The following is a 17,243-nucleotide window of genomic DNA, read 5'->3' on the forward strand; positions in this document are numbered from 1 at the left end:
ACTAGATTAGGTATAATCCTGACCAAATTTTAAAGACTAAACGTGGTTGGATTACTTGTGGCAAATGAAAGAATTACCGAAAACTATGTAAGAGAGAAGTTGAGAGAAAACGGCTACTATGAAGCTGACAATGGCGTAGTCATTGAAGAACAAAAATCGCAAATCAAGCGAGTTCAAACCCTCTTAAAATCTGCAAGTAAAGCGAAAACAGGTAAAGGCGGCTATCCAGAGTTTATTATCACTTGGGAGTCAGATCCTAACTTCCTAATTGTGGTTGAGTGTAAAGCTGACACTAAGTATCACGAAAGCCCAGATTTAGACAAACCAAAAGACTATGCTGTTGACGGTGTTTTACACTACGCTAGGTATCTGTCAAAAGACTTCACTATCCTTGCCTTGGCTGTTAGCGGCACGTCAGAAGACTATACAAAAGTGTCTAACTACTTAATACCTTGTGGAAGTAAAGATCACAAAGTCTTGACTAATGAAGATGGCATTGAAGTAAACGATATTCTTTCATTTGAAGACTATTACCGTTTAGCTTCTTTCGACCCACAGGTTGAAAGGAAACGTCATAGTGATCTATTAGCGTTTGCAAAAGACCTCCACGAGCTTATCTGGACAGCAGCGAAAATATCAGAAGAAGATAAGCCTTTGTTAGTTAGTGGAACGTTGATTGCACTAATGAACCAACCGTTTTTAAACTCATTTCAATATTACAGTCCAGAGGATATGCCACGAAAATGGCTAGAAGCGATCAAAGACGAACTTGATAAAGCTGATATTCCCAAGGCTAAAAAAGACACAATGCGTCAACCTTATGCGACTGTTGCTGGACAGCCAAATTTAGGCAAACCTGATGCAAAAATCGCCAAGAAGTATCCGAAAGGTGTTCTTTACGAGGTGATCAAAGAAATCAACGATAATGTCTGGCCATTTATTAGCGTTTATCACAACTTTGACGTTGTGGGGCATTTTTATGGTGAGTTCTTAAAATACACTGCAGGGGATAAGAAAGCCCTTGGCATAGTCTTGACTCCAAGACACGTAACAGAGCTATTTTGCGATATCGCCAACATTACTAAAAAAGACACTGTTATAGATATCTGTGCTGGCACTGGTGGCTTCTTGATTTCAGCAATGCACCGAATGCTGAAAACAGCGATGACGGAAGAAGAACGTTTAGACATTAAAAAGAACCGTCTGATCGGTATCGAGAACAGTCCAAAAATGTTTGCACTAGCTGCAAGCAATATGATCTTACGGGGTGACGGCAAAGCAAACCTACACCAAAGTAGTTGTTTCGAACCAACGTTAAAGAGAGCTATTACAGTTCCCGATCCTGCTTTGGGTGTTAAAAGGCCAAATATTGGTTTGCTGAACCCTCCTTATGCTCAATCAAAAAGCGATGCAGAGCTACACGAACTCTACTTTGTGAAAGAAATGCTAGACCTTCTCGAAAAAGGGGGGACAGGAGTAGCAATTATCCCTGTGAGTTGTGTGATAATGCCGAACAAAGTTAAACACGAGATATTGCAAAAACACACGTTGAAAGCGGTAATGTCTATGCCTAGCGAGCTTTTCTATCCAGTTGGAACGGTAACTTGTATCGTTGTGTTTGAAGCACATAAGCCGCACAAAGAAACAAACAAAAAAACGTGGTTTGGTTACTGGCGTGAAGATGGCTATGTCAAAACAAAGCATATGGGACGCATTGACTTAAACCATGAATGGCAAGATATCAAATCTCGTTGGCTAGAAGCTTATAGCAACAATGAAGTGCACGCAGGTGAGTCTGTAACTGCATATGTTGACGCTGATAGCGAATGGATTGCGGAGGCATATCTAGAAACTGATTATTCAAAATTAACCAAAAAAGACTTTGAAGAAGTGGTAAAAGATTACGCTTTGTTCAAGCTAACAAATGATATCTAATTATGGCAAACGTCAAACTATCTGAGCTATTTGAAGTAAGTTACGGCACAAAATTTGATATGAACAAAATGAAAAAAAGTGATAAATCTAAGGTCGCTTTTGTTTCAAGAAGTTCAAAAAATAATGGTGTTGTGGGATATGTAGATGCAGTAGAGGGAGTTAAGCCATTAGAACCTGGCTTAATCACTGTTACATTGGGAGGAACCTATGTTTTATCTTCATTCCTTCAAGAGAAAGAGTTTTACACAGGGCAAAATGTCGCTGTTTTAAAAGCAAAAGACAATCTAACGAAAGAGCAAAAACTCTTTTATTGCCTATGTATAACTAAAAATAGATTTAGGTATAGTGCTTTTGGTCGTGAAGCTAATAGAACCCTAAAAAGTCTATTCGTTCCAAGTTTAAAGGACATACCTGATTGGGTTGAAGGTGTTAATTTATCAGAATTTGAAGGTGTAAATAAGCCTAAGTCAGTTTCAAACGTACAATTACCTGATCTAACTAAAACGGTAGAAATAGCAAGCCTATTTACTATCGAGAATGGCATTGCTGCTACAAAGTTGAATGAAAAAGATGAGTTCTTTGAAGGTAGCATTATGTATGTTCGTCCTGCGGCAACACAAGCGAGGACTAAAAGAAGTTACATATCTAAGTCCTTAGCACCTGAAAAGAAAATATTTCCCAAAGGTTCTCTTTTCGTGTCAACAAATGGAGAAGGTAGCCATAGTTATTCATACGTCTCAACCGATGAGTTTGTTCCAAATAGCGATGTTTCAGTATTAATTCCTAAAAGAGAAATGAGTATTGAAGAAAAGCTATTTTATGCAAAATGTGTTACTGCAAATAGATACTTATTCTCGTATGGTAGAAAACCAAAAGGAAACAAATTAAAATCTATTAAAATTCCAAAGCTCGAAGGAAAAGATATAGAAAAAGTCATATCTTATATTAATTCTCTACCTTACAGCTCAAATGTTGAATAAATAATAAAGCCACTATATCAGTGGCTTTATTTCCACACTTATTAGCCATAATTAATAAATTTTGGTTGTTCCGTTTGGTACAGGTGCTGGTTTTTGATAAGTTTTAGTAAGGCAAACGCATCAGGGCAAGATCACGAAGCTTTACCTTTACTTAAGTTTATGATCTTATAATTCTTTTTAGTAAGAAGTGAGTTAACCCACGTCGCAACTCAGGGCGAGATCGCGAACGTTTTCAGAACAGTTATAGTGCAGGGCTACCGCATGAACACTTATCACTCAAAAACTGTTCGATAAACACTCATGGTCTATACGAATGTTAAGCTGAAAACAGATATTAATGAGTGAAATTGAGTGTACCTTTATTTTCAAGGTCAATTATTGAACATTCATGCGCTCGCCCTGAGTTATAGTGCTCGTTCAATACTAATTCTGTTCAGTCAATCATCACCTTGAGATTAGTCAAAAGTGATTCAGTATTAGGCTTAATCATACTGAATAAAAAACGTACACTCATGCGGTTGCCCTGATGACAACCGTAATACGTCGCGTTGATTAGCTTATTATTTTTTCATTACTTTGCGCTGCTTTAGAATCCGTAAGTGACCACATTAGTGGGTTTTCAATATTAAATTGTTCAATAAGTTGAATAATTTTAATTTTCGGAACACCAACAATAGTATTATCTTTCTTGTATTCAATGCCTATTCCTGCAAACCTGAATGTATCATCAAGACTGTCTTTCAATTCTTGATTCTTTGAAAAAAAGTACATAGCTCCACCACTCATTCCTTCAGGATGTGGAGCCATGCTTACATTACCTTTATATTTAAGAGAGGCATTCTTTCGGTCATATGTACCTGTGATTTGTTGCTTATTATTCGATTTTATTTTTGATACTATTGTAAAATAACTTGCATTTTTAAAGTAATTACCACTTTCATCAGAATGAACATATTGTTTTTTCAACGACTCTTTTGACTTTGTGTTATGTACCTTTTTAGATTTTGATTTACTTGAAGGGAAACCAGTCCAAGCAAAGCACCTTTTCTCAAAACCAACTAAAGCATTCAGGTCAAGATTAAAGTAATTTTTACCATCATATGTTTTGTTAAAACAATCCACTATTACAATATCATCTTCTACAAAAAATTGATGACCAATAGCAATATCTTTTATTTTAGAAAAATCTCCATCAATACCAAAAGTATAAATACTTTCTAAGCTATCATCATTTGGTGACGCGTGCGCAGCAAATATTATGTAATGATGCCCATCATATTTAACTAATGTCCCTGTTGAAGAATACTGATAATTCCCCAACGCATCTTTAATATACAATGGAATAACGAACCTTTGAGACTGTCTATTATAATCACCTGATTGGTAAGAAAACTTATCATCCATATTAATACTTACTCTTATAAATATAAAAACAATACGTACCTTTAATTCGATACTCTAGAAAACATAACCTTTGCATAGTGCGCATGCGCGTTTTGTTGATACCTAGACTCTTCACCAAAAAAGCGAAGCCTATTATTACCACAGCTACTAATCCAACACACTGATACTACTCGCAAAAAATAGGCTACTCAAGGCTAAACCCGCAAGGATAGCGGAAAAAGTGATCCGGATGTAAAAATTTAGTCCTGCCATTCAGTCTAAATGATGAGCCACTCCCATAATCTCAGTGACGACAATGATAATCAACGGTGGAATAGTGGGTAAATAGTTGGCCTAAATGATCGAAGTCACCCATTGAGCTTATTCAAACACGCAATCAGGCAGTAAAGATCAATCAGTCAGTCTCACCTAACAAAAATGGCCTTAGCTAACATCACCATAACCCGCCTTAGTTCAATCTCTTATCCCCTCATTACCATTTGGTCAAAAAACCACCAAAGGAAATGCAACCAAAAAACAAAGTCAAGTTTTCAAAACTTTCAGCTTGACCTTTCAGTAAAGTTATCTTAACTTTATTCTTATCCCCACTACCGAGGACAAGGAAATGATTCTAGCGAAAGTTCACACCACACCTTTGCAACGCATTGAATTTCGTCTGCTGATGGCGATCCGCTTCGCCTGCTTGATGGCAGTGGCCAAGGGCCACATCAACCCCATGGATTGTCCAAGGGTGAAGGCCCGCACTGCAGCGCTTGAACAGCATTTAAGCCATTACCGCCCCAGCCTAGTGTTTGTGCAATCGTATCAAAACAAAGCCGGTGAGCTAGGGCAATGCTTGGCGTTGCGTTACAACGCCGCCAGCAAACGGATCATGATTTGGCGCAATACCCCTTTTGAATTAGCCAGCAAGGTCACCCCGCTAAGGGGCAGAGTATGAAACCTTTAACTCCTATTTCAACGTCAACAAGCCCAAGCAATGCGGCACTTGAGTACTGCAATCGCGAAATAGCCAAATGCCAAGACATGATCCGCATTTGGCCCCATGAAAAAGCCTGCTTACTGAAATTAATAGCCGGCTGGCAGCGCACCAAGCGACAACTGCGCTAGAGGCGCCCAAACAACACCAGCGGAGTAAACCACATGAATACAGCATTTTTACTCATGGCCCAATTCAACAAAGCCATAGTGCCGCTCGATGAAATCTGCAAAACCTATTTCGGCTTAGAGTCACGCACCGCGCAGAACTACGCCAAAGCAGGCCGCTTGCCCGTAGCCGCGTTTAGAACAGGTTCCAGCAATAAAGCCCCGTGGTTAGTCAACATCACCGACCTTGCTGAATACCTCGACAAACAGCGTGATGCCGCCAAGCAAGACCAAATCAACGTGGCATAAGCAAAACAGTATAGGGAGGTAACCATGTTCTATGTCTATGGCGTGTCAATGACACTGGCGCGAAAAGTCGCCAAGAAAAAATGCAGTACTCACGATGGGGTGCACCCTAACAGGCGTTTGCTCACACCCGAAGAATATCAGGCCAAGCTAGATGAAATGACGGCAGAGCGTTACAAAAAAATGAAGCCACAAAGGCTTTCGCACTCGCTATCTACGCCGTCGCTTTGCTCACAATACATAGCGCTGGCCAATACCCAAGAAGCACACCGTGACCTACACGTTCGCTACCGTAAATCCACAGGCAAGACGAACCCTAAAACTAGGAAAGAAATTTTTTCCTGGGTAGTTTATACCGGAGGACTAGCAGCATGAACATTCAACCTGAAACAGTGACCCGTGACCAGCACGGTTTTTGGACCCACTCACAACTACCCTATTGGGATGAAGGCACCACATGGGCTGATGCCACCAAGTGGTTTACCGCCCAGAACCTTGCACTGCATTTAGACCAGTTTGAAGATTCTGCACCAGAAGAACTCCAAGATGCCTGGTTCGAACAAGGTGAGTGTAATTGCAGCCAGTGGCAACCCAGTTGCCATGCACACGGTGCCTTCTTGATATCTATCCACGACACCGAAGATGGCCCCATCGCCATGTTTGCCGCCCCAATCACCACGGACAAAGCGCTATGAAATACCTTCTTCCAGGCTTTGAAGCCAAAAAGCGCCTTGAGCTGCTGTTATCCCTCACCCGCATTAGGTCAAAAGACGTGATCGCCGCCTTGATGGATCACTACACCACCTCACTGCCCGCAGAACAGGCCGCGGCTGAACACAATATTGCGCTATCAAACCTCGTACGCAATCAAAAGCGACTAGAGGCCGTGGCGGCAACGGTTGAATCCATCAAGGTTATCGACTGGGCGAAATTGCAATTGCATAAGAGGGCTAAATGAACAAATCAGCCGCGTTTCAACATTTAGTTAAACACTACCGCAACCACAAAAAAACCATGGCACTTGAGCTAACAACAGGTAAACAGCTCAACATCGCCACCGCCCTTGGTGCACTGGATTGCCTTTACTGGCAAGCACTGGGCAATGGCCTAACCAACCTAGCCAAAGGCATTGGGCGAACCATCAGCTATTCATACCAATACCACCCAATAAGGCTAGCGAGTCACCCACAGCAAAGAAGCAAGGAGGCAGCATGAACACATTCAGCACCCGCAATGGCGTAGTCACGCTCTCAATGCCCTTCACCACCATAATGTACGATTACCCGCAAATTGAGCTCACCTACAAACCCAACAACTACAGCGGTTGGGGCGTATGCAAAATATTTAACGCCCTCGAATGCGAGCCGTTCGAACAAGCCGATGCCGAGCTATTTGCCGAAACCGCAGAATCAAAACTGCGCATAAGGCAGCAACCACTTTGCAATAATCAACGGCAAGCATAGCCCCATGACCGCGGAGGCATTTAATCCCCGCACACGACTGGCAAGCGCCAACAATGTTTAAACAACATGCCAAAGACTTGGCAAAGGAAGGTAATGATGGGATGGGCTAACTGTGGTGAAGATAGCAATGGCAGACCAATTGGATATGCAATCGAGGCAACCTGTGATCACCCAGGTTGCCACAATCAAATAGATCGCGGCCTAAGCTATGCCTGTGGTGATATGCACGGTAACGATGAAATAGGTTGTGCTGGATACTTTTGCGAACGCCATCGAGCGACACACATTGAGCATGACGGAAAACACCATCAAATTTGTAACCGTTGCGCTACAGAGCTTGTGGACTCTGAAGAATGGCAAGAAGATGAAAACGAAGGGTGTTTAAAAAAATTAGTTGAGTAGCCGGAGGCGAAAGACCTCCGGTTACTAGATTTAACTTTTAGGTGCTGATACAAGCTTGTGCAAACTCTCGTCCAAACCCCGTAAAATAATAACAACCAAATTTCCATGTGGCTGCACTACCAACAGGATATTTTTCACTTTCATACACAGCTTTTGCTTTTTCCGACTCGAATATTCTTAAATGTTGATCTTGAGAATATGGAGTACCAGAGTGATGAGCAATAAGACCGATTCGTTTTAGGTTTTCAAAATAGCTGCTACATTTCTCTGGATAAATGCACCCAGCATCTTCTGCTATAAGGTTAAATTCAGGGATTATGCTCTCGGATGAGAAATTCTCATCACCACTTTTTATACTTATGTCAATTGTAGGTCCGGAGCCTGAACGATGGCTGTCTTGTCTTGCCATATATTTAAGTATTAAAGCCTCGTCACTTTGAAGCTGCTTAATAATTTCAATAAATGCAGGGTGAATGAAGCTTTTTTTGTTCTCATTCAAACTAGACGCAATTAATTGCGAAAATAACTCTTGAATCTGAATTTCATTAACTAAAAATTTTGCTTGGTCTAAAGCTTGTAACGCAACTCTTGGATTGGAAAAGGTGATTTCCTCGGGCGGAAGCAAAGCTAATTTTTCACCTGTCATCCGAATTACACTAACTGTAGCGTTTACACAGTCTTCCATTAAATATAAGCCTGTGTTAACGCTACGCGCTACTGATGCCAATCCTTTGGATATTTCTTTGCCAAATGGCCTTAATACATCTTCATACACAGGAACAGCTAAATTATTTACTAATCCTTTTTCTATATCTTCATTCATGTGTGAACCTACCATTTTATTGCATCTGACGAGGCTATAGAATAACGCTAACCTTCACTTTCAGTTAAAAAAACAGCCCCTAAAATCAATCCTAAGCGCCTTAAAAACACGAACAATCCTGACACAGGCGCATTTGGACCCGTAACATAAAATGTTTTCTTTATAATAGAGATTATTGTCAGCAGTGTTGACTCACAAATCCAGAAATTTTACTAGCACTGCACCGATAACTGTGACTACAATTGGGGCTAAGTATAATTTATGAGCTTCTGAAAACATACCATTACTTGGAATTACAATTGACTTTCTAATTTCTGCATGTGTTCTAGCTGCAACCCCTTTTATTGATTCCTCGATAACTTGATCCTCAATTTTCTTACGAATCTTTCTCAATCTAAGTGATAAGCTAGAGCCAGCCCCCCAAAATGTAATTCCAAAAAAAATAGTTAAATATATTAAAATAAAAGGAATATTCTGAGGCTCTGAAATATTCATATGATTTGGGACTGGAGATTTATTCCAAAAAATAATCAGGAAGTCAGTATGTTGATGTATAATTTCAACCATTTTTTTAAAAGGTTGTGTAAGAATTGAACCAAATTCAGTTCCATCATCGAGTCGAAAATATATCATTTTTAAAAATGAAATGATTGTTGAAATTACACTAGGTATAACGATTAAAGCTCCGACTAACCTATATATTAATGACTTCTTTCTAGCTTCCTGAAAATTCATTGTACTTCCTTAAATTGCTAACCTTTGTATAGTCCGTATGCGTGTTTACTACGTTAAATCAGAAAAGTGCGCATGGTTAACTACCTGTATTTAAGGGAATATATCAGCATGCCTTCAAATACACCATCAGGAGCAAGGCATTTACGCAGTTTAAAATCTATAATCTAAAGCTGTGGATAATTAAGCTGTTGATGTAAAGCGCTCTAGGACAACAGAAGTTACAAGGCTGGCAACTGACCATCAGCACATTGATAGACGTCGGCCTGAGCCGAACAAGGTAGGCCGCTCGTTAACACCAGCGCAACTAGAATTAAAGATTTTCTGTCCATAGATAACCTCACATTTTATTCAGTAAAAATCTAGCACCAGCGGGGAACCATAAAGCCCTAAAATTTGACTAGGGAACCTATAGGGAACCAATTTTAGCCTCCCCTTATAGATAACAAAAACTTACGCAGGAATCAAACCAATCCAGCATGGGCGCAATGGAAAAGGTATGATCTGGGGTCTGTGTCGTTTTAGTCATATGTCTTGCGCTGGCCTATCTTCAACTGGGTTTAACTAAACTGGATGTCATTTAAGAAAAAATCTGTTATCACTGTAAACCAATGAATATCAATAAAAATATTCATCGGGCTAACTGATAAAAATCAATACTACTTAAACACACAGTGCTTAGCGAAATCGGTCGCTTCATTCACAGTCCAGTCGCCCTTCTCTTTGTCTTCCATCTGTTTACACCAAGCATCACTGCCCACTTCTGGAGCACAGGCTGGCAAAAATACTACGGCTAACAGCGCGGCATACATTTGATTTGAAATCTTCACTATAAGGATCCTTTCATTGGATTAAAAAATAACAACTAAGCTTGAGAGCGTTTCGCCACCCAAACAATCGCCTCTTGTTTACGTTCTAGCGGGAACCAAGCGACCTCACCTTGCATAAAAGGTCCGAGCAGACGCACCGCATTACCCACCCAATCTGGGCCACCCACTATGACTAAAGCATCGAAAGCCGGCAGCTGCACTTCACCGCTACCGGTTAAGGATTCAAACTCCCAGCCTTCCAGTAGTACATCGGCCTCAATGTAGAGACACACTTGGCCCCAATCATTGCGATAGCTTTTTATCGCAGGCTGTAAACGTGTGCGATAATCTTGCGCAGATAGGCGGCCGCTGGCAAATAAACTAATAACACCTTTCGCAATATCTGGAATTTGGCATAACATAAGGGAAACTCCGAACCGAATAAGGGCTAAGTACGGTAGACTAAGTCAGTGTATAGTCTTTGGCACTCAATAATGCTACGGATGATAACAAAACTCAGACCAAACCATAAAGCGCTTAATCGCATTATTGACAAGGATAAGGTTAAATAACTCAGATTAAAAAGTTAGACTAAATAACTAGTCTGCATCACCCCCAAGTCATAGGAAATTCCCACCCGAATCAATGATAAAAATTTCATACCAAGTCGAATTAGCAGATAACGAAATTGAATGGCAATTTGTCCGCTCAAGTGGCGCTGGCGGCCAGCATATCAACAAAGTCTCTACCGCAGCGCAATTAAGTTTCGATATCGCCCAATCATCCTTGCCTGACTTCTATAAAGAAAAGCTGCTGGCCAAGGCCGATCACAGGATAACCAAAAGCGGTAAAATATTAATTAAATGCCAACAAAGTCGCAGCCAAGATTTCAACCGTCAACAAGCCTTAGCGCAATTTATTGAATTGGTCGCAGGCGTTGCCCATGTGCAAAAAAAGCGGGTCGCCACCAAAGCCACTAAGGCCAGTCAGAAACGCCGCATCGAAGGTAAAAAGCAGCGCGGCGCCACTAAGGCCATGAGACAAAATAAAAGCGACTATTAAGCGCCAAAGATAGGCTAGTGTTATTCTCATTTAACATGCTAAATTAACTGAAATTATTTTCTCTAAGGACTGCACCATGAGTACCACAGTTAAAATCCTATTACTCAACGGCCCAAATTTGAATTTACTCGGCCGCAGAGAACCGGGACATTATGGCCACCAGACCTTAGCTACCATTGTCAGTGAACTTAGCACTCAAGCGCAACAAGCGAGCGTCAGCCTAGAGCATTTACAGTCTAACGCCGAGCATGAACTCATTGACGCCATTCACGCCACTGATGCCCAATTTATTATTATCAATCCGGCGGCCTTTACTCACACTAGTGTCGCCCTGCGTGATGCCCTGCTTGGTGTGGCCATCCCTTTTATTGAAGTGCATTTGTCTAATGTCCATGCCCGCGAGCCCTTTAGGCAGCATTCTTACTTTTCAGATAAGGCCCTTGGGGTGATTTGCGGCTTAGGAGCTCAAGGCTACAAGTTCGCCCTTCAAGCCGCATTGAGCCACCTGAGTGACAAACAGCTGCAGAGCTAATACTCGCAAATAGTCCCTAATACTTATCGTCACCCGCTAATGTTTTTCAAGCCCATGCTCGCGCAAGGGCTGATGAATTTTGCTATACTCCCGCGCCTACCCGCTTTGGGCCCATAGTTAATCATTAAGTTAAGAGCAAGCATACATGTCAGTACACTCTTTGTTAGTCGCAGCGCTCAGTCAGCGTGAGGCTTTTTTATCTCAAGCTTGCCTTGATAATACGGATTGCTATCGTGTTTTTCATGGCACTGTAGAAGGGATTAGCGGCCTTAACATAGACAGGTATGGCAATGCTTGGTTAATTCAAAGCTTTCATCAAAGTTTAACGACAGATGAGCTTGCGCTTATCACTCAGACCTTACAGCAAGCCGTCATGTTGCCGGTTATCTATAACGACAGAGCCGCTGGCCATTCCCGTATCGACAATGAATTAACCCCAGAGCTGCAACACATAGCCACCACTGAGCAAATCATCCATGAAAATGGCATTAAATTTAGCTCTAAACTCCGCCATGAAGGCCAAGATCCCCTGCTGTTTCTAGACATGCGTATTGGCCGTGAATATGTGCGCCAACACAGTAACAACAAGACGGTACTCAACTTGTTTTCTTACACCTGCGGCATAGGTACAGCGGCGGCCATGGGCGGCGCCAGTAACGTGGTCAATGTAGATTTTTCATCATTTGCCTTGGCGGCGGGCAAAAGAAACGCCGAGTTAAATCAAGTGGATGATGTGTGTGAATTCATACAAAGTGATGCCTTTCCCGCGCTTAGGCAGCTTGCAGGGCTAAAAGTCGGCGGCAGGCGTAACCAGAAATTGCCCAGCTACCCAAAACTCAGTGCCACCCAGTTTGATTTAGTGTTTCTTGACCCACCAAGATATGCCAAAAGCCCCTTTGGAATAGTCGATTTAATCCATGATTACCAAGGTTTATTTAAGCCTGCCATGTTAGCCACCAAAAGCGGCGGCACCATAGTCTGTTGTAACAATGTGGCCAAAGTCGAGCGCCAAGCGTGGTTTGACAGTCTCGTTCGCTGCGTCGAAAAACAAGGCCGTAGTGTCAGTCAATGTGAGTGGCTCGATTGTCATCCTGACTTCCCTTCTTTTGATGGCAATCATCCTTTAAAAATGGTCGCGCTGACATTAAGCTAAGCGCAAGTCACCAATGAAACAACCATAAAAAAACAGCTCAAATGAGCTGTTTTTTATCGTTCACATTAAGATTTCCTACACTGGAGCAATGCTCGGCACGCCAATTTTAGTCACGGCGCTGTAGTTTCTGTCACTGGCAAGATTAAAGTCTTTACTGAGTATGCTATCCACAAAAAACCAATCGCTGCGCACTTCTTCAGGTGTGAAACTCAGCATCATGTAACCCCTATCTTTGAGATTAGCGTATTTCAAATGCTCTACCATGCCCACGATTGCCGCTTCTGTGGCGGGGATTTGCTCAAGGGGGATATTGAGGTAGTACTCAAGACCCGGTGATGACACTGAGCTGGTAGCAAACTCCACCCCGATGGCATTGCCTTTATAATCCTTGAGTTCGTTGGCCCAGGCATTATGAGTATCACCGGCTAATACCACTAAGTTGTGGTTCGCAGATTTAGCGGTACTTAAAATCACTTCACGCTCGTAGAAATAACCGTCCCAAGCATCCAAGTTATAAGGAATAGCTGGCAGCTGTAGCTGGGCTAATACCTCTGGGGTCAACTTGCCCTGATTGGCTTGCAGGTAGGTTAGCTCATCGGCTGTCAAGCTAGGATCCCCCGCCTGAGCTCGTCCAGCAAGTTGCGCTAATGCCCCTAGCTCAGCAAACTCTGGAATAGAGAGGGTTTGCATGGCAATTGCAGCAGGCAATGACATCTGCCCCATCAAGACTTGTTGCCCCAATACCTGCCACTTACCGGTTGCCTGTAGCAAGGTGCCCTGCAGCCACTCCAGCTGAGTTTGACCTAGCATGGTACGGTAAGGCCAGGTCACATCGGCTTTAAAGGCTTTATCGTTAAAAGCCCCGCTGTTAGGGTCCATGTAGCTAGCGTAATCGAGCTGCTTATCACGCCCCACAAGACGGGTGTCTAGCATGTGTAAGTCGACTAAATCACCGAAACTGAAGCTTCGATAGATATCTTCATGATTGCCTTCACGCCATGGTCGAATGGGCAGCCATTCAAAATAGGCTTGCAGTGCTGATTGCTTACGTAGATCAAAATCCCCTTCTGCAGCTTGATGATTTTCAGCCCCTTCGCGCCAGGCATCATTGGCCACTTCATGATCGTCCCACACTGTGATGAAAGGCACTTTGGCATGCAGTTTTTGCAAACTCGCATCCTGATGATATTGACCATAACGACTGCGATAATCAGTTAAAGATATTAACTCATGGGCGGGTAGCACTTCACGACCAAGAGAAGCGGCATTCTCACTGGCGTAACCCCCTCTGGCATACTCATAGAGGTAATCGCCTAAGTGCACCACGGCATCTAAATCATCACGCTGCGCCGCCAGTTCATAGACGTTAAAGTAGCCGGCGGGGAAGTTAGCACAAGACAGTACCGCCAATTTAACTGAAGTCACAGCGCCTTCTGGCAAAGTGCGGGTTTTGCCCACTGGCGATAAATTATCGCCACATTTGAAACGGTAGAAATATTGCTTGCCTGCTTCCAGCTGAATGGCATCAACTTTGACGGTGTAGTCGCGACCAATATTAGTCAGCATACTACCCGTTTGCACCAAACTACTGAAAGTATCATCTGTGGCAAGCTCCCAATAAACCGAGACGTCTCCATCATATTCAGGGGTCACACGAGTCCAGAGGATCACTTCTTTGTGGGTCGGATCACCACTGGCTACACCATGCAAAAATTCACCAGGAATTTTTTTTTCTTCGCTACCACAGCCCATAAGGCCATAAGAAATAACCGCAGCGCCAACACCTTTGGCTGACATGGCTAAAAAGTCACGACGTGAAACATTATGAGTCATCATTAATCCTTTAATTTATTATTATAAATTTATCTTATTGAATTTATTGTTTTTAATATTGAAACGCTAAAACCCAAAATCTCGATTTCAAACTAAAACCTTCTGGTATGAGGTCTAATGAGATGATCTTGCAACAAGAGTATTACAAATTAATGACAAAATGATAGTGTTAATTCTCTTTCTGTATTAGTTATTCTTTATATTCATACCCTTAGAAAAATATGCTTAACAAACGCTGCTGGCTATCCTTGGTTGTTTTGACTAAAATTACGCCAGTCTAAGTTCAAGGAGCGATGTAATGAAAGTCAGCGATATCATGACCACAACCCCAGTGTGTATCAGTAATGAAGCTACCCTCAAAGATGCACATCAATTAATGCAAAGCCGCAGCGTACGCCACTTGCCTGTCATATCTGAATTAGATGGCACTCTAGTAGGTATGCTGACACACAAGAAGATGATCGCCAGCGTGTTAAGCATGCTCAATAAATACGGCCAAGGAGCCTTAGACAGGAAAGAGCGTTACAAACCCATTATCGAGGTGATGGAAACCCAAGTACAGAAACTCGGTTTAGATGAACCATTATCTGTCGTGGTACAGTACTTTATTGATAATAAATTAGGCTGTTTACCCGTTGTAGATACCAGTAACAAAGTCATAGGCATAGTCACTTCATCGGATTTTGTTAAGTTGTGCCAACGCTTGTTACTCAAGCATCCAGACTAAGTCAGTAAGCCAAATGCCTTAAATAAAAAATCCAGCCTAGGCTGGATTTTTAGTAACAACAAGGGTATTCCCGGCTGTCGTTTTAGTTACATGAGCTGCTGTAAAGCGTTTCTGCCCACATAGGATTATCGATGAAGGGATTACGGTTTTTCTGCCATTCATAGATACGGTTATTACGACGACGCTCCCAATCACTGACGGGATCTTGAATATGCCAGCTAAGCAGAGTACATAAGTCACCTAACAGTGCTTCACCTGTGCCTGTAATGCCTTTGGCAACAGATAAATCCGGTGTTCCGCTGTTATCACCGCCTTCATAGCGCACGTCCATATAGAACACCATACGGGCAACGTCACCTTTAACCATATTGGCTGGCTCGAAGCTGTCGCTGTCAGTCTTATTGTCTGGAGCTTCAGTTAAGGCTACACCGCCCATGGCAAAATCTTTATTGCCACGAGTACCATTGACCGACACATCGGCAGGACGCAGGTGATGGAAATCTGTGTATGCATGCTGACCACTGCTAGGGAAGCCGTGGCTCTTAGCCCACACATGCTCGCGATTCCAAGCATCTTGTGAATTACTCATGCCTGCACGGTTGGTCTTAGGCTCCGAACGTCCGGTATAGAGCAAAATCACATTGTTAGTATTGGCTGGATCTTCATCAGCATAGCCAAGGCCATCCCAGACTTGATCATAGGTAAAGCGGGTATGATCACGAATGATAAGGTTTAAGCTGCTCTTTAAGGCCGCCCCTGTCTTACCACTGGCATTGGCATAATAGGTATCGAAGGCGTAATCACCTGGATTTCCCGTTCCGCCAGTGCCGCCTGAGCTGGCTGGGGTGTAATTGGCAACTAAGCTTGCACCACTAAAGGCTTGGTAAGCAGTGACGTTAACATAGTAACGCCCGGCCACTACCGTCGTGATAGGGCACTGCTCGTTATTACCGGTTAAATACGGACGGCAATCAAACACGCTCGTCGTTGGCTCACTGCCTTGACGCACATAAAGATCCGCATCACCACTGCCGCCACTTAAGGCAAAGCTTAAGTTAGTCGCGCCAGAGGGAATATCGGCAACAAATTTTAAGGTTTGATTGGTGGCAGCTGATAAGTTATTGACCGCTTGGCCATTAGCCAAGAGGTTTTCAGTCACGGGTGGAGGGGTGCTGCAACTCGTTGTCAAGCTACCTAGGCCTGGATTACCGGCACTGCTGCCCACACTCCAGTCGGCTTGAGATTTAGTATTGGTGCTGGTAGTACGTACTAAAGACACATTAGTGGCATTCAATGACCAACCTGATACGCCGCCTTCCCAAGAAACCAAGTCAAGCTCAGTTGTGCCCTTGAGCAGCTTAACGTAATCACCTGAATTACCCAGAGACAATGGCATAGGAGATAAATCGGCTTGACGAGCGAACAGGCTATTAAAACCTGCGGCGTCTTTAGCGATAGTCAGGTATTGACCAGACCCTAAGCTACCCGTTAATCCATAACTGGCACCATTATCACTGATAGAATACTGGCTTAAATCAATTGAACTGCAGCTTGCATTAAATAACTCGACAAACTCTTCTGTAGTGTCATTATTCGGTGCATCGTAGAGGACTTCACTTATCATCAGTTCGGCATTGGCTGTAAAAGCCAAGCCTGCCAGTGCTAGGAACACTGCTGTTTTAGACTTATTTATCATCAACATAACTCTCATTATTTATTATTTTTCAGGTACTTTCTCAGGTGACCCCCCTCGAAAGTCCTACCCCATTCAATTCCCTTTGAGTTTTGTTAAAACCCGCGGAGTATGCCATAAACCCTAGGATACAAATGTGACGAAATTGTTATTTTCAAAATAAGAACAATGGAAAGAACTTGAAAAACAATGTTTAAAACAATTGGAATACATTAGTTTCACTGAGACTCTCTAGAAGACTGAGGTTGAACATAGCATTAAAACATTCGCCGCCCTTAAATAAGTCAGTTGAATCACACAAAAATA

At 42.5% G+C, this 17,243-nt stretch carries 22 protein-coding genes; 15 read left to right on the top strand and 7 right to left on the bottom strand.

Features of this window, described 5'->3' with window-relative positions:
* Positions 1 to 57 precede the first annotated feature (57 nt).
* Together SDEN_RS17000 and SDEN_RS17005 are read left to right on the top strand one after the other, a co-directional pair.
* Positions 58 to 1,935, top strand: a complete 1,878-nt coding sequence (locus tag SDEN_RS17000) for an HsdM family class I SAM-dependent methyltransferase (protein WP_041406491.1) — start codon at positions 58 to 60, stop codon at positions 1,933 to 1,935.
* A 2-nt stretch (positions 1,936 to 1,937) separates the two neighbouring features.
* Positions 1,938 to 2,915 carry a restriction endonuclease subunit S gene (locus SDEN_RS17005; protein WP_011497691.1) on the top strand — a complete coding sequence of 326 codons (978 nt, stop codon included), beginning with the start codon at positions 1,938 to 1,940 and terminating at the stop codon, positions 2,913 to 2,915.
* A gap of 552 nt (positions 2,916 to 3,467) precedes the next feature.
* Here SDEN_RS17005 and SDEN_RS17010 read toward each other — a convergent pair.
* Positions 3,468 to 4,319 carry a hypothetical protein gene (locus tag SDEN_RS17010; RefSeq protein WP_011497692.1) on the bottom strand — a complete coding sequence of 284 codons (852 nt, stop codon included), beginning with the start codon at positions 4,317 to 4,319 and terminating at the stop codon, positions 3,468 to 3,470.
* A gap of 604 nt (positions 4,320 to 4,923) precedes the next feature.
* Here SDEN_RS17010 and SDEN_RS17015 point away from each other — a divergent pair.
* The 9 genes from SDEN_RS17015 (at position 4,924) to SDEN_RS17050 (ending at position 7,573) form a co-directional block, all read left to right on the top strand.
* The gene (locus SDEN_RS17015) at positions 4,924 to 5,256 is read left to right on the top strand and encodes a hypothetical protein (RefSeq protein WP_011497693.1); all 333 of its coding nucleotides are present in this window, start codon (positions 4,924 to 4,926) and stop codon (positions 5,254 to 5,256) included.
* Complete coding sequence (locus SDEN_RS20595) at positions 5,253 to 5,426, top strand: hypothetical protein (protein ID WP_157599883.1); 174 nt, start codon at positions 5,253 to 5,255, stop codon at positions 5,424 to 5,426. The genes SDEN_RS17015 and SDEN_RS20595 overlap by 4 nt, the downstream gene beginning before the upstream one ends.
* 33 nt (positions 5,427 to 5,459) lie before the next feature.
* Entirely contained in the window at positions 5,460 to 5,711 is a 252-nt protein-coding gene (locus SDEN_RS17020) for a pyocin activator PrtN family protein (RefSeq protein WP_011497694.1), read from the top strand.
* Positions 5,712 to 5,735: 24 nt separating this feature from the next.
* Entirely contained in the window at positions 5,736 to 6,083 is a 348-nt protein-coding gene (locus tag SDEN_RS17025) for a hypothetical protein (protein ID WP_011497695.1), read from the top strand.
* Positions 6,080 to 6,403 carry a hypothetical protein gene (locus SDEN_RS17030; RefSeq protein ID WP_011497696.1) on the top strand — a complete coding sequence of 108 codons (324 nt, stop codon included), beginning with the start codon at positions 6,080 to 6,082 and terminating at the stop codon, positions 6,401 to 6,403. The genes SDEN_RS17025 and SDEN_RS17030 overlap by 4 nt, the downstream gene beginning before the upstream one ends.
* Positions 6,400 to 6,666 (top strand): hypothetical protein, encoded by a 267-nt coding sequence (locus tag SDEN_RS17035; RefSeq protein WP_011497697.1) that lies wholly within the window; start codon positions 6,400 to 6,402, stop codon positions 6,664 to 6,666. Before SDEN_RS17030 ends, SDEN_RS17035 begins: the two co-directional genes overlap by 4 nt.
* Positions 6,663 to 6,923: a hypothetical protein gene (locus SDEN_RS17040; protein WP_011497698.1), complete on the top strand. Its 261-nt coding sequence runs from the start codon at positions 6,663 to 6,665 to the stop codon at positions 6,921 to 6,923. The genes SDEN_RS17035 and SDEN_RS17040 overlap by 4 nt, the downstream gene beginning before the upstream one ends.
* Entirely contained in the window at positions 6,920 to 7,171 is a 252-nt protein-coding gene (locus SDEN_RS17045; RefSeq protein ID WP_011497699.1) for a hypothetical protein, read from the top strand. The genes SDEN_RS17040 and SDEN_RS17045 overlap by 4 nt, the downstream gene beginning before the upstream one ends.
* Before the next feature lie 93 nt (positions 7,172 to 7,264).
* Positions 7,265 to 7,573 carry a hypothetical protein gene (locus SDEN_RS17050; RefSeq protein WP_232279905.1) on the top strand — a complete coding sequence of 103 codons (309 nt, stop codon included), beginning with the start codon at positions 7,265 to 7,267 and terminating at the stop codon, positions 7,571 to 7,573.
* A gap of 37 nt (positions 7,574 to 7,610) precedes the next feature.
* On the opposite strand, the gene SDEN_RS17055 is transcribed toward SDEN_RS17050, so the two are convergent.
* The 4 genes from SDEN_RS17055 to SDEN_RS17065 form a co-directional block, all read right to left on the bottom strand.
* On the bottom strand, positions 7,611 to 8,396 hold the full coding sequence (locus tag SDEN_RS17055; RefSeq protein WP_011497701.1) for a DUF4393 domain-containing protein: 786 nt from the start codon (positions 8,394 to 8,396) through the stop codon (positions 7,611 to 7,613).
* A gap of 192 nt (positions 8,397 to 8,588) precedes the next feature.
* A complete protein-coding gene (locus tag SDEN_RS17060) occupies positions 8,589 to 9,131 on the bottom strand; it encodes a YniB family protein (protein WP_011497702.1) in 543 nt (180 codons plus the stop codon).
* A gap of 656 nt (positions 9,132 to 9,787) precedes the next feature.
* A complete protein-coding gene (locus SDEN_RS20310) occupies positions 9,788 to 9,940 on the bottom strand; it encodes a DUF3012 domain-containing protein (protein WP_083759700.1) in 153 nt (50 codons plus the stop codon).
* Positions 9,941 to 9,993: 53 nt separating this feature from the next.
* Positions 9,994 to 10,359 carry an STAS/SEC14 domain-containing protein gene (locus SDEN_RS17065; RefSeq protein WP_011497704.1) on the bottom strand — a complete coding sequence of 122 codons (366 nt, stop codon included), beginning with the start codon at positions 10,357 to 10,359 and terminating at the stop codon, positions 9,994 to 9,996.
* Between the two features lie 223 nt (positions 10,360 to 10,582).
* Here SDEN_RS17065 and arfB point away from each other — a divergent pair, with 223 nt between their 5' ends.
* The 3 genes from arfB to SDEN_RS17080 all read left to right on the top strand — a co-directional run bounded on the left by arfB (position 10,583) and on the right by SDEN_RS17080 (position 12,684).
* Positions 10,583 to 10,999, top strand: a complete 417-nt coding sequence (gene arfB, locus SDEN_RS17070) for an alternative ribosome rescue aminoacyl-tRNA hydrolase ArfB (RefSeq protein ID WP_011497705.1) — start codon at positions 10,583 to 10,585, stop codon at positions 10,997 to 10,999.
* A gap of 76 nt (positions 11,000 to 11,075) precedes the next feature.
* Positions 11,076 to 11,531 carry a type II 3-dehydroquinate dehydratase gene (aroQ, locus tag SDEN_RS17075; protein WP_011497706.1) on the top strand — a complete coding sequence of 152 codons (456 nt, stop codon included), beginning with the start codon at positions 11,076 to 11,078 and terminating at the stop codon, positions 11,529 to 11,531.
* Between the two features lie 145 nt (positions 11,532 to 11,676).
* On the top strand, positions 11,677 to 12,684 hold the full coding sequence (locus SDEN_RS17080) for a class I SAM-dependent rRNA methyltransferase (protein WP_011497707.1): 1,008 nt from the start codon (positions 11,677 to 11,679) through the stop codon (positions 12,682 to 12,684).
* A gap of 75 nt (positions 12,685 to 12,759) precedes the next feature.
* Here SDEN_RS17080 and SDEN_RS17085 read toward each other — a convergent pair whose 3' ends face one another.
* On the bottom strand, positions 12,760 to 14,517 hold the full coding sequence (locus SDEN_RS17085; RefSeq protein ID WP_011497708.1) for an alkaline phosphatase D family protein: 1,758 nt from the start codon (positions 14,515 to 14,517) through the stop codon (positions 12,760 to 12,762).
* A 298-nt stretch (positions 14,518 to 14,815) separates the two neighbouring features.
* On the opposite strand from SDEN_RS17085, the gene SDEN_RS17090 reads away from it, so the two are divergent.
* Positions 14,816 to 15,244: a CBS domain-containing protein gene (locus SDEN_RS17090; protein ID WP_011497709.1), complete on the top strand. Its 429-nt coding sequence runs from the start codon at positions 14,816 to 14,818 to the stop codon at positions 15,242 to 15,244.
* 82 nt (positions 15,245 to 15,326) lie between these two features.
* Here SDEN_RS17090 and SDEN_RS17095 read toward each other — a convergent pair whose 3' ends face one another.
* Positions 15,327 to 16,940, bottom strand: a complete 1,614-nt coding sequence (locus SDEN_RS17095; protein WP_041406493.1) for an endonuclease — start codon at positions 16,938 to 16,940, stop codon at positions 15,327 to 15,329.
* Positions 16,941 to 17,243 lie beyond the last annotated feature (303 nt).

Source organism: Shewanella denitrificans OS217, assembly GCF_000013765.1.
GTDB classification, from domain to species: domain Bacteria; phylum Pseudomonadota; class Gammaproteobacteria; order Enterobacterales; family Shewanellaceae; genus Shewanella; species Shewanella denitrificans.